This is a genomic window from Streptococcus mitis (assembly GCF_000722705.1).
Classification (GTDB): Bacteria; Bacillota; Bacilli; order Lactobacillales; family Streptococcaceae; genus Streptococcus; species Streptococcus mitis_P.
On record NZ_JPFW01000007.1, the window covers coordinates 429,236 to 443,689 of the forward strand.

The 14,454-nt window shown below is 39.6% G+C and carries 4 protein-coding genes; all 4 read right to left on the reverse strand.

The window, feature by feature from the left end:
- Positions 1–174: 174 nt before the first annotated feature.
- On the reverse strand, positions 175–5,793 hold the full coding sequence (locus SK642_RS04825) for a YSIRK signal domain/LPXTG anchor domain surface protein (RefSeq protein ID WP_033683589.1): 5,619 nt from the start codon (positions 5,791–5,793) through the stop codon (positions 175–177).
- Positions 5,794–6,032: 239 nt separating this feature from the next.
- Positions 6,033–7,211, reverse strand: a complete 1,179-nt coding sequence (locus tag SK642_RS04830) for a hypothetical protein (protein WP_033683591.1) — start codon at positions 7,209–7,211, stop codon at positions 6,033–6,035.
- Between the two features lie 215 nt (positions 7,212–7,426).
- Positions 7,427–11,077: a helicase-exonuclease AddAB subunit AddA gene (gene addA / locus SK642_RS04835; RefSeq protein ID WP_033683592.1), complete on the reverse strand. Its 3,651-nt coding sequence runs from the start codon at positions 11,075–11,077 to the stop codon at positions 7,427–7,429.
- A complete protein-coding gene (rexB, locus tag SK642_RS04840; RefSeq protein ID WP_033683593.1) occupies positions 11,074–14,349 on the reverse strand; it encodes an ATP-dependent nuclease subunit B in 3,276 nt (1,091 codons plus the stop codon). The genes addA and rexB overlap by 4 nt, the downstream gene beginning before the upstream one ends.
- Between the last annotated feature and the right edge of the window lie 105 nt (positions 14,350–14,454).

Below are 14,454 nucleotides of genomic sequence, written 5' to 3' on the forward strand. Positions count from 1 at the left end.
CCACCTAAAGAGTTATTCCTTTTTAGGTGGCTTTTCTCAAAATACTATACATTTTAAAACAAAACCACACAATGTTTCTTTCAGCTTAATTGAGTATAAAACTGAAATCACTGTGTGGTTTTATTTTGAAGCTAGTTTTTGCCCAACATCATATTAAGTAGCAATTTGTTATATTCATTTAAACAAAGGATTAAAGAAACCATCTGTATTTTTTAGTAGGGCTTTGAATACTTTGGACTTCAAGTCCACTGTATTTTTGAAATGATCTTTAATTTTCGGATCTGACATTCCCTCCAAATCTTTGCGAACTGCTTTATCAAATAAAGTGCGTAACTCATCATAGTTGCTAATATGGGTTCCATCAATATCGATAGCCTCAAAACCTTTCTTAGCTTTAACAAGAATTTCCCCGTACCAATGTCTCTTCCACTCTTCAAGGGTTTTAAAGTTTCCTTGCGATACTTTATTAATTATTAGCTTATCGCTTAGTAAACCATGGTTGTTTTTATCTGCTTCTGCTTTGTATTTATTAGATACATAACTGATAAAGCCATTTTCATAACCATAATAACCCCACATACGGAAAGCATTATGCTTAAATGATAATGAACCAGGTGCACCATCACTCGTATTCCCACCGTAAATACCAGCCATCATATTGACATTCACGTAAGCTGAGTTTGGAGTGAAATCCTCTGGACGATAAATTCCATTCCCTGGATTTCCATGTTTTGTCATAAAATTATTATCGATTAAATCATTGATGCTTGATAACTTCTTAGCTTTTTCTTCTTCATTCAAATCACGAACTTTATCCCATTGATTCGGCGCTTTGAGCCTATTCAAATTGTCAATAGTCCGCATTGCCTTGTCAACTTTCTTGAACCACTTCGTATTAATATCTGATACCCCTGATTCTAGAACTGCATCTGCTTCTAGATGATCTAGCATCATTAGTGCTTCATTATAGTTTTTCATATATCGATCAATGTCTTCACGAGTTTGAAGCTTATCAGGATTATAATTGTACCATTGGTCACCATCATTTTCACGATGATAGGCCATGTTAAGACCTAGAGCACCATACTCACCGTTACCTGTAGATTTATCAGGTGTTTGCAACATACCTTGAGCATATGCTTCAACGTCGGTGCCTTCACGATGACTATTTCCTCCAAAATATAACATACGGTCATTAACATGAGTTGTTTCGTGAGTAAAGGCTGAAATACCAAATTGACTAATCATATCCGTTACCATAAACAAGACCTTGTCATCATTATTTGGATTAGGGAATATTGAGGCCATAGCGCCCATACGCCAGTCTCTATCATGGTGTCTCCATGTTGGACCATATAATTCACGAATTGGGGCTACAGGGTTACCTTTACTGTCAAATCCTCGACGACCTACAGGAGAACCATTGTAGGTCTGATTATCCCAAACTGGTGTTGGTACCATATTTTGACTCTTAAGAAGTCTATCACGTACATTAGGTAGAGCTAATCTTGACCAGAAATCAAGATAAGTTTGTTGCCCTTTAGCAACTTTATCAATTTCTTTCTTAAATTCGTTTCGAGATTCTTCTGTATACTTACCATATTTTTCAAATGAACTATAAGCCATTGTATTATAAGTCGAAATCAAGAACATATGTGCATTCTTAAGAGTTAATAGAGGTAAGATCATACGATTATGAACACCATTGTTCAAACCATCAAATGCACGATGTCGTTTGTTAACAAAATCTGGGTTCGTTGTTTTAGGCTCCACAACGTATACGTTCTTGGCCGCATGGATAAACCAATCATTTAAATCAGTATCGTTAGTGAAGAGACGCATGTTGTAATCTAAGAAGCCATGTAATTCAGACTTACCAATAGTTCCACCAATCATATCACTATAAGCATCCAAAGTTCTGTCACCCTTGATATTTCGCTCACTTGATCCAATTCGAATTAAGAAATCAAGAAGGTCAACTGACTTACCATAGAAGTCAGGTTTAAACATCATCAAGTTCTTGATAGTCATATCCCCATACTTGATATCATAGTAACGATTAAGGTAAGTAAGAGCCATCACGATTTTAGCTTTATTTTCATCCACTTTTTTAACAAGTGCTTTCATAGCCGCTTCGTCACTATTTAATTGATGGTCAGCATTTTCAATCAAAGATTTGACCAATTTATCAAGATTAGCTTTCGTTTCAGCAAAACTTTCTTCGAGATAAAGGTCTCGGATATAACCGTTTTTACGTTCCTCTGTATTTTCTTCAGCTCTATCCCGATTACCCATCAAGGCACGTACTTCAGGAGAAATTAATTCAACAGTTGCTAACCTATCTTTAATGTCTTTAATCAATTGATTACGATTTTTATCAACCATGTTTGGTGTATAAACAATGTCACTCAATCCATCGATACTATACTCACGAACTTGCGCTACTTTAGACTCTTTTTGATGAACAGCTTTGATTTCTTTAGTCTTATCTGCATAGTGAATCATCACATGATCAATATCTGATAAATCGGTCACGAATTGACCATCCTTCATACCCGTAACAGAAAGGACTTCCTTCTTAGCTAAGTTTGAATCTTCTGCAAGTTTGTTACCTTGGTTGACAATCCACTCTTTGTTGTAGAATGGTTGAAGTTTTTCAATGTTGCGATATGCTAAATCTCGATCTACTTTATAGTCTTGGGTTGACTTATATTCATCTTCTTTTCTTGTTAAGCGGTTTAAGGTATTAACAATAGGGTCATGGATTTCATACTTGTCTGCTGAGATACCGTAAGATTCAATTTTCTTATCTGCTTCTACTTGGGAAATCGTTGAGATTCGTTTTGAGCGTTGATAAGAAGACAGACCTGTACTAACATCTTTCACGACATAATCACGATTCAATCGATTTCCAGAGAAATATCCGTCTTCATCATCAATATTGTGTGAACCAAAGAAGATTTCACCCTTGGAAACTTTCATCATGGAAACATTATCTTCAATAGCTCCCAAGACCCAGTTAGTGCTAATAAATCCTCCCACATCAACAGGATTTTCAATATCAATCGTCCCTTTCGCAACAGAGTGACGTACACTACCTTCTCTTCCAACAGTATAATTGTCCATACCATTACTTGAAACAGATACAATACCAGCTGCTTTTGCCCGTTTACCAGTAATTGTGGCATTTACAAAGGCCTTATCAAGGTTACCCTTCCAAATTTCTCCAACAATCCCTGCTAGGTTTTGTCCCTTATCTCCACCAGCATGTAATTTACCAATAAATGCAACATTGCGCATATTTGCTCCACGGTCTAACTTATTCACAATTCCTGCAATATTATTATTAGCGATAACACTACCTGTGACTTTAATATCTTCAACAGTTGCATTTTTCACCATATTAGCAACAGGTGCTATTCCGTCAGCCCAAGGCATATTGATATCCACATTACCTAAATTAATATTCTTCACTGAACCATTTTCAATACGATCAAATAAGGGACGGGCAATATTATGAATCGTATATTGTTTACCATCAACACTTGATAAGTGTCCCTTAAACGTGCCTGGAACATATTGTTTAAAGGGTGTTGGTACATTTGTAGCATTCAAATCTGCACCAATTTTAAATGTACCATTTTTATCAGCATTCATAGCATCTACTAAATCTTTAAAATTATAGTAAACATTATCAACCTTAGGACGAGGTTTTTCAATGTAATGAATGTATTCATTTCTAGTTTTAGATGGATCCACATGTTGAATCAAATCTTGAGCAGTTGCTGTAATTTTATAAAGTTCTTTTTCTTTTTCAGTTACCAACTCAATTTTATCAACTGCTAAACGTGTTACTTTATTATCACGACTAGTGATTTTTAAGTACATTTTCTTCACATCTTCATCAGAAGGCTTCTCGCTCATGAAATCACTAGGTGTTTCAGTACCATCATCATTTACCTTCACTAAATTAGTAGATGCGATATTTTTAATTTCAACTTTTTTCAACTCTAAACGTAAAGGTTTGTCATCCAATTTAGACGTTTCATCACCTTCACCACGGTTGTAAGTCATTGTTGTTGCAATTTTATAATCTTTAAATAAATCCAAACTTTGTACAGCGTCAGTTAATTTTTCTTTAGATAAATCAATCCGTTTAACTACTGTATCACCATCTTTAATTTCAGCTACAATACTTGATATTTCAGCATTACCTGTATTTTCAAGAGTGTAATTCAATTTAGCTGAACGATCTATCGCATCTTCTGTAATCTTATCCAAAGTCAAAGTTGGTGCAACTTTTGTAGTATATTCAGGTAATTTAGCTTGTACTTCAGGCTCACCTTTTTCCGAAACGATAGCTTCTGGTAATGCTGGTTGAACTTCAGGTTCTCCCTTTTCAGTGACTACAGCTTCTGGTAATTCAGGCTGAACTGCAGGTTCTACCTTTTCTGTTACAACATCTTCTGGTAACGTTGGTTGGACTTCTGGTACACCTTTATCACTTACTACAGCTTCTGGTAACTCTGGTTGGACAGCGGGTTTAACAATAGCTCCCGCCTGTAGGTCCTTATGTTCTGTGACAGTATCAGGTTGTTCCTTTATAACTTGAGCTTTTTTAGTACCTTTTTCGACTATTCTTGTAACAGGCGCAGTCGTTGAAGTTGAAACAATTTCTCGAGAAACTTCTTCCTTGTTTACAGAGAATATTCTGATGACTTCAACTTTCTTACCTGATTTACCTTCTTGTTTTACTCTTACAGTTCCTTCAGCTAAACCAGGATTCTCCTGAACTTCTTCTTGAAAATCTATTTTTGACTCTATAGTTTCCTCACGATATAAGAGTTCAGGTTTATTCAACTGACCTGATAGAACTTCATCCTGTGGATTTAATGTATTTACCCCAGTCTTTTCTTTTGGTGAAATCTTCTCCTCTTTCTTCGTCTCTAGATTCTTGTGTTCGGTTAATTGTGCTTGAGAATCTGAAGATTGTTTCTCTTCTTTTCTTGGATTCGTTAATTCTGTAGAAAGAGGTTTTTCAACTACTTGAACTTCTGTCGGCTTAGTTGAAGAAACAGGTGTTTGTTCCTGAGTAGCCTGTACTGTTGATGGATGTTCTACAAAATTCGGTGTAACACTATATTTTACCTTTTGTTGTTTTGTAGGAGTGGCAACTGATTTATCTTGATTACTTACTTTAGAATCAGAAGTCGTTTTTCCCTCTTCGATATATCCAATATATGTGTAACTTGAAATCTCTTTAGGAAGAGGCAATTTTTCTCCAAAGGTTAATTCATAGTCCGTATTGTAATTCAGTAAAAGATTATTTTCTAAAGCATGAGCCGATACAAGAACACCATTTCCTATTCCTGCAACTAATACTAAATGTAATACCGTTTTATTCTTAACTTTTTTCTTAGAAACGGCAAAAATTAAAATCCCCAGAACGGCTAAGCTAGCACCAGCAACTAGGGTTTGCATCTCATTCTTGCTTCCAGTATTTGGCAATTCCCCCAGTTGATTTTGGGAATTTAATTTATAAACAAGATAATAAGTTTCATCATCATTCTCCACGTATGTCGGAATATCATAGACAAGCTGCTTCTTTTCTTCTGATGATAGCTCTGACTCTGTCACATATTTATAGTGAACACCTTTAGTCTCTTGAGCTTCTACAGATGAACTAGCTAATACAGACATAAAAAATAAACTTGAAATCGTTGCAGATACAAGTCCTACTGATAACTTTCTAAATGAAAAACGTTCTTGTTTTTCACCAAAATACTTTTCCATTATTCCTCCTTGAAATAAAATTTATATATATTACGAAGACTTTTATTATATTAGTCTATTATCTATAAAAAAGTCAATACACTTTGATTATACTCTTAATTTACAAAAAAGTCTTAAAATTGTGTTACGTTTTCATACTTTGTTTTATATATAAAATATCAAGTAGTAATGTTTGTAATTTCCTATTATTTTTTTGGATAAAACAACACCTACCATGGAATATCCACGGTAGGTGTTACTTATATTAGCAATCGTTCTAAAAATGGTTTGACGCAGTTGAGGAGAATTCCTTCTATCCAGCTTTCCTGTGCTGATGATAAATGTTCTGCTTGAAGGCTTTCTTTTAAAAAGTCTCGGACTTGTTCTGGTGCGATTTCAAACTCAAAAGCTTTCATTTTATAGAAAAAGTCGATGAGATGATCTGACAGGTATGCGGTTGAAAAGGGAACTTCGCCACTTTTTCGATATGCTAATAAGAGACGAGCAAATCGGGCTTTTTCTTCAGGAAGCTCATGGAAATAGGAATTGAGGAGCCAGGTTTGCTTCTGCTTTCTTTCAATTGGATCCTGAGCTGCAATTCGTTGGTCTTTTTCCAGCTCTTTTTGGTACTGCTTGGCCTTAATAGCCCGTTCTGTTCTGTTTTTACCAAAAAGTATTTTCTCCCACTTGCGTTCTTCTTGAGTCAGGGTCTCTGTAAAGCCAAAGTAGTCTTGATACGCACGCTCTGCTGGTCCCATGGCTAAGACCAGATTGTCTGCATATTGCTTGGCAATTTTATCCCTCTTCTTACGCTCTTTCTCTGCCTGGATACGGAGTTCTTGTTCGTAGTCAATTTTCTCCTTGCCTAGCTTGACAAGGTAGAGTTGGTCATCCGATTTCCCAAGTAAAAAGGGTTTGATACACTTTTCAAGTACTTCTTCCATACGAGCCTTCTTCTTGGGCTCTGCCTTGGTCCAACTTCCTCCTTGAAAGACTTCTAGGAAGAGCTGGTAGTCTCTCTCAGGTGTAAATTGATTACCGCGATTAGGCTTGAAAACACCTTTTTCCCAGAGCCACTTTAGAAGACGCTCGTCAAAGTCACTTTTATTGACCTTGATTTTCTCCTTTTTCTGGGCTTTTCTGGTCAGATTTTCAACCTTTCTGAGCAGTTTTTCTTCCTCTTCCAGTTGCTGGTCAAGGGTCAATCGATGAAAATGCCGAACACAGTCGCTACCAATTGGAAAGAGGCGTTGGCCTGTGACACCGTTAAAGAGTTCGTAGGCGTACTTGATGGCATTTCCACAGACACAATTGCTACGGCCGATACCGTTAAAAATCAAGGAAACTTCATTCCATTCCTTGGTAGCTTGTTCCCAGGTATCAGCTTTTGAAGCTTGTAAAACCGCATCATGCAGGGATTTTCTAACTGGAAGTGTCATGAGGTCTCCTTTCTAATACTCAATAAAAATCAAAGAGCAAACTAGAAAGCTAGCCAAAGGTTGCTTAAAACACTGTTTTGAGGTTGCACATAAGACTGACGAAGTCAGCTCAAAACACAGTTTTGAGGTTGTGGATAGAACTGACGAAGTCAGTAACCATATCTACAGCAAGCTGAAGCTGACGTGGTTTGAATTTAATTTTCGAAGAGTATAAATTATACTTTTACAACTTGAACCTCGTCTTTACCGAGTAAAATCAAGTATTTCTCAATATTTTCAATCGAATAGGCTCGTGATAAAGCCTCTCCATAAAGGGATAATTGACCACGATAGCGGTCTATGAGTTGACTTGGCTCATCATAGCGATCTGTCTTGTAGTCGAACAGAACGACTTTGTCTTCGTAAAGCAGATAGCCATCAAGGATACCACGGACAACAAAGTCTTCCTGACTCTTTTGGTCACGTTTGAGCATGGAGAAAGGTTGCTCTCGATAGAGACGGTCTGTATGAGCGAGAATTTCCTGACCGAGAAGTGTGTCAAAGAATGCAAGAATTTTAGCAAGATTGATCTTGTCCCTGACAGCTTGGCTGGTTTGAACTTGTTTGAGAGTTTCTGTCAGACTAGCAAGCGTTGGTCGCTGACTGAGGTCCATTCTCTGCATGAGTTCGTGGGTGGCACTCCCAATTTCAGCTCCAGTCACCTTTTCTTTGGTTGAAAAATCTGGCAAATCAAAGTTGATTTTCTTGCCTACTGACTGGCCTTGACCTGCAATCTCGACACCTTCCATATCCATAACTGGTTCGTAGAATTTCTTGATTTGACTTGGGGTTTGAACACTAGGCAGTTCAATGGCTGCGCGATGAAGAGTGTTATAGACTTCCACCTCTTTCAGCATTTCAAGAGCTTCTTTGATGGTTTCAGACTGGCGGTTATCAGCTTGGGAGCTATCTTGTAGAGGGCTCTTGTTTTCCAATTGACCAATAGCTTCTCTACTCAACTGGTCTTCGCCAACAAAACGATAGCTAAAGTTGAGATTGTCCTTGGCAAACGCTTTGGTAATAGCCCAAAGCCAATCTTGAAAATTCTTGGCTTGCAGTCTGGTATTGCTATTTAGTTTCCCATTTTTAGCTGCTGGGTATTCCTTGGATTCCAGCTTTTCACGAGAACCCTTACCGACAAGATAGAGCTTTTTCTCAGCCCGTGTCATGGCAACATACAGTAGACGCATCTGCTCAGAATAGCTTGCCAGCTGTAATTCCTCTTCATTCTGTATATAAGTTAGGCTAGGAATGGAGAGTTTAATGGTTTTCGGATAGTGAGCTTCCACTGCTCCTGTCTCCATCTTGGCAATATATTTGACACCTAGACCATTTTTACGGCTGAGAATGACTTCTGACATGCTGTCTTGTTTGTTAAAATCCTGATCCAAATTGAGAATAAAAACGTAAGGAAACTCCAGCCCTTTACTCTTGTGAATGGTCATGAGCTCTACTGCATCTTTTGGCGGTGCGACGGCTACGCTTGCAAGATCGTGCTGGGCTTCCAAGACTTGGTCAATCATACGGATAAAACGAGACAAGCCCTTGAAATTGCTCTTTTCAAACTGATCAGCACGCAGAGCTAGGGCGTATAGATTGGCCTGTCTAGCAGGGCCATTTGGCAAAGCCCCAACATAGTCATAATAAAAACGGTCGTTGTAAATCCTCCAAATTAAGTCATAGAGAGAGTGAGTTTTGGCATACAAGCGCCAAGAAGCCAAGATATCTATGAACTGCTTTAGCTTCTCAGCTAGAGCTGAGTGAATCAAGCCTTTTTGGCTACTTACCTGTTTTTGAGCATTTACTAGTTTCTCATAGAGATTTTCGTGGACTTTATCCTCTGCTCTCTGAAGGGACAAACGTGCTAACTCGTCCTCGTCAAAGCCAAACATAGGAGACTTCATGAGAGCAACCAAGACATAATCTTGCAGGGGATTGTGAATGACACGAAGTGTATCCAACATGACTTGCACTTCTAGAGATTGGAGGTAATTGTTTTGCTCACCGTCGGTTTTGACAGGTATCCCGTACTCAGATAAGGCGAGAAGAATCTGGTCATTACGACTGCGGCTAGAGGTCAAAAGGGCAATTTCCTTAAAAGCAACACCTTTTTCTTGATGAAGTTTAAGGATTTCCTTGATAACCAGGCGCATTTCTCCTGTTAGTTTTGTGTCTGATTGGTCCTCTTCTTCCTCACTTGTGTCGTCCTTGTCGTAGAGGAGAAATTCTGCCTTGTTGTCTGGATTGGGAGTCAGTTTGCTATTGGCAAAAACAAGCTGGTGCATGCTGTCATAGTTGATTTCTCCGACCTCTTGGTCCATAAGGCGTCCAAAAACATCATTGGTTGCTGACAGCACTTCTGAACTGCTACGAAAATTTTCCTTGAGCAGAATCAACTTCCCTTCTTGAGGATTTTGCGCATAGCGTTGGAATTTTTCATTAAAAATCTGCGGATCTGCCTGACGGAAACGGTAGATGGACTGCTTGATATCCCCCACCATAAAGCGATTGTGACCATTAGACAGCAATTCCAACATCCGTTCTTGAATGTGGTTGGTATCCTGATACTCATCGACCATGACTTCGTGGAAGCGAGCCTGATAAGCCTCACGAACTTGCGGGAAATTTTCTAAAATCTCAATGGTGTAATGGCTGATATCAGCGAATTCAAAGGCATTTTCCTGACGTTTACGCTGACGATAAGCCTCCACAAAATCACTCATAAAGGTTTGGAAAGTCTTAGCTAGTTCCCATGTATCTCCATGATAACGTTCTTGATAGTCGAGAATGGTTATCTGGTCTGACAGTTGTCCTAGTTTAGCAAACTGGGCTTTTCTTTCTTCGTTGTAGGCATCAGCCAGGGGCTTCAAATCAGCCTTACGACTGGCATTAGTCAGAGCCCGACCATTTTTCTCCTTAGAGATGGCGACAACACGCGTAAGCACTGCTTGATAAGCCTGACTATTGGACTCCTGATTTAAGGAGCCAATTTCATCCAGAATCAACTGAACATTTTCTAGATAAGCAGCCTTTGGAAACTCCTTGGCATCATTATCCAAATGGTAACGGAAGAAACTTTCCAAGTCCCAAAGGGTTTGCTGGATTTGTTGGGTTAGTTTGTCTTTTTCACTAGTAAAATCAGCTTTTCCAAAGCCTTTTAGGAATGATTCACTCAGCCATTTCTGAGGATTGCTGGTGGATTGGAGGAAATCATAGATTTTATAGACCTGCTGGCGCAACCCACGTTCATCCTTGCCACGTCCAGCAAAGTTTTTCAGCAAACGACTAAAGGTCTCTTTCCGTTTACCTTGGTAATGCGCTTCAAAAACCTCATGAAAGGCTTCGTTTTTTAGAAGGAGTTGCTCGCTTTGATTTTGTAAGATACGGAAATTAGGCGCAATATTAATTAGATAGCCATGTTTGCCAAGGAATTTTTGTGTAAAAGAGTCCATGGTACCGATGGCAGCGTTTGGTAGGTCTGCCAACTGGCGTCCCAAGTGTTGTTTGAGGTCAACATCACTACTTTCTTGAATTTGTTGGCTGATTTTTTTCTCCAAACGTTCCTTAAGTTCTGTGGCAGCCTTGACCGTAAAGGTTGAGATAAAGAGTTGAGAAATTTCGACACCACGCGCTAACTGGTCCAGAATACGCTCGGCCATGACAAAGGTCTTCCCAGAACCAGCAGACGCTGAGACAAGGATATTTTGACCAGAAGTGTAGATGGCTTCAATTTGCTCAGCAGTTTTCTTTTGTTCCTTGCTCGAATTTGCTTCTGCTTCTTTCAATTTTTGAATTTCTTCCTCAGTTAAAAAGGGAATGGGCTTCATCGATTCAACTCCTCTCTTATTTTTTCAAACCAAGCTTGCTTGAGCTTTTCTCCGACCAGACGCTTACCGTCAGCCAAGTCCAACTTCTCTAGGAAACGGGCTTGCCCCAAATGGTAATTGGCTTCAAAGCCTGTGATGGCTTGGTGTTGCTGAACATATGGGGCAATACTTCTGCCATTTTCTGTATAAGGATTGATGGCGAACTGACCTTCTAAAATCTTCTCAGCTGCTTTCTTGTAAAGATGAGCATTGTAGTCCAGTAGGAGCTGGAATTCCTCATCTGTCAGCTGATTGGCTTTGGTTTTGTTGTAAAATTCGCCCAAATGACTGCTTTCTTTTTCTAAAAAGAGGCCTTGGTATTTCATTGTTTTACTGGCTTCCACTACTGCACCTGCTAGACTTTTGACGGCCATCAGAGATTGGACTGGTTCAGCCATTTCCAAGTACATGGCACCAAAAAAGTTCAGCTCTCCTTCTCTTTTTAGGGCAGCTAAGTAAGTTGGCAGTTGGCAATTGAGTCCATTAAAGAAATGAGGAAACTGGAACTGGGTCAGACTGGACTTGTAGTCTACTACTCCTATCGCTCCATCAGCTTTCAATCGGTCAATGCGGTCAACCTTGCCTCGTACAAAGACACTGCGACCATTGTCCAATTGAATAAAGGCCTGCCCTTTCCCACCAAAATTTGCCTCTTCTTTAATAGTCTCGATGGCTGGATTGTGACGAAGAATATGGCCAGTCGTCCGTGCAACATCAAGCAAAACTTCCTTTGTAAACTGGGCTTCCAAACTTTCTTGATAAATAGCTTCAAATTCCCGTTCTTGACTGGTTTCTTGAATAGCTTGTTCCAAACGTTGGTCAAAGGAATCTTCGTCAGGCAACTGCAAGGCACGTTCAAAAATACGGTGCAAGAAATTCCCATGACTACGGGCATCAGGACGTAGGCGCAATTCTTCCTGCAGGCCTAGTACATAACGGAGGAAATAACTGTATTGGTTACGGTAAAACTCTGTCAAACCAGAGGTAGATAGGTAAAACTCTTGATCAGCGGGATAGAGAGCCTGTAAGGTGTCCTTAGCCAACTGCTTACTACTTGGATTGGTTGGGAGGGCTGGATTTTCTAAACCTTGCTGGTCTAGTTTTTTACCCATGACACGCGCCAGAACCTTAATAAATGTCAAATCTTGCTCAGTCTCACTCATCTCGCACTGCTGGTGATAGGCAACCAGACTGGACAAAAGACTGTGATAGGACCCCATATCCCCCTTAGATAGCCCTTTGTGATTCATCCTCTTCTCTTTCCGACTAAATCCAAAATGGACCAACTCTTGAAGATAGGCAGATTCCTTACTTTCGCTTTCGTTAAAAAGGCTTGGAGCCGACAAGACCAACTGCTTACGGGCAGAATTAACCAAGGAAAGAATAGTGTAGCGATTTTTCTTGAGATTTTCACTGCTTGCAATTAGCAACTGTGCCCCTTCCTCTGTCGCTTGATTTAAACTTTGCCTTTCTTCGTCTGTCAAAAGACTGGTATTTTGCGCGATTTTTGGTAAATTGTCCTGAGTTAGCCCAATGGCATAGACAAAGTCAGCAGTCAGTGGTGCAATCAAATCGTAACTCTGCACCAGAACGGTGTCCACTGTTGCTGGAATGGTACGGTATTGAGATAGGCTCATTCCAGAATGGAGCAAGGCTAGGAAGTCCTCTAGACTAACCTGTGAACCAGCAAAAACGGTCGCAAATTGTTCTAAAATGTGGCAAAAAGCCTTCCAGACCTCGGCTTGTCTTTCCTGTTCTACAGCTTCCATAGTAGCTGTCAAATCTTGTAATTGCTTGGTCACAGCTCCTTCTTTTATAAAAGAGTTCCACTTCTGCAAGAGATTTTCAGCTTTCTGCTTTCGACTGGCATAGAGAGTCTCAAGAGGGGCTAAAATACGCAGACGAAGAGCATTTAAACGCCCTAAATCAAATTTTCCATGGTGGGATTTAGTGAAGATTTGCTGAAAGGCTGGCAAGCCATTGATACCAAGATAGCGGATATATTGCTCAAATGCGTCAATATCAGCCTGACTAAGGTCGGTATACAAACCTGTTCTAAGAAGGTTGATCAAATCCTCCTGACGGAAACGATAGCGTTTCAAAGCTAGAATAGACTCGACAAACTGTGTCAAGGGATGATGCACCATCGCTTCGCTTCTACCAAGATAAAAAGGAATCTGATATTGGTTAAAAATAGTTTTAAGGGATAACTGGTAAGAAGCCACATCTCCCAGCAGAATACGAAAATGCTTGTAACTCAGGTCTGGATTGGAATGTAATTTCTGACGAATGCTACGGGCTACCAACTCCAACTCTTCCTTTTGCGTCAAACAAGACCAGATTTGCAGGTTTTCGCGGTCCTTATCATCTACATCCAAGCTGAGTTCTGAAAAGTCATAAGAAGACTCCAGCAAACGAGAGGCCTTGTCAAAGCTATCCATCTTCTCATGAATTTGAGAACAGTCCTGAGCAGGTGTTTGGTATTTAAAGGCTAGATGATGGAGAAACTCTACACTGGCTTGATAAAGATTGCCTTCAGCGAATGGACTGGTATAAGCTTTCTTGCTAGCATAAGCCCCAATGACAATTTCAACACCCTTGCCATGAAGTAAGTTCACAATCCGCTCTTCCTCAGCAGAAAAACGGGTAAATCCATCAATGACTAAAGCAATTTGAGTAAAATCACTACTTACCTTGTCATTCTCAATAGCTTCAATCAAATGGGACAGCTGACTTCCCTGAGCTAACAGGCTCTGATTGAGATAGGCCGTCACTTTCTCAAAAATTAAGAGTAAATCCGCTCGCTTGTCCTCATCCGTTAAACTTTCCAAGTCCAAAAAACTCATCTGAGCAGTCGTCATTTCATGATAAAGTTCAATCAACTGCTGGATAAACTGAGGATCCTGCTTAATAGCACCATAAACACGTAAGTCCTTGGGATCAAGTTCAGCAAGGCATTTATAAAAGGCCATCCCAAGACCAATATCATCTAGACTGGTTTTAGCAGGCAAATCATTCAAGACCAGGTAACGAGCCATCTGCGCAAAGCGCGTGACGGTAATCGCAAAAGAAGCCTGCTGGGACAAGCATTCCAGCACGGCGCGTTCCTTTTCAAAAGAAAGAGAGTTAGGAGCGATGTAGAAGACCCGCTTGCCCGTAGCAACGAGCTCTTCCGCCTCTCTGGTTAGAATTGCTGTCAAAGAAGTCCGAATATCAGTATAAAGTAATTTCATCTCTGCCTCGTTGGAATTTTTCATTACCTTTTATTATACCATTTTTTAATTAAGCAATCCTGTAAATAATCAGTTCTTGCTCATCTATTGAAAAGAAAATGCCGG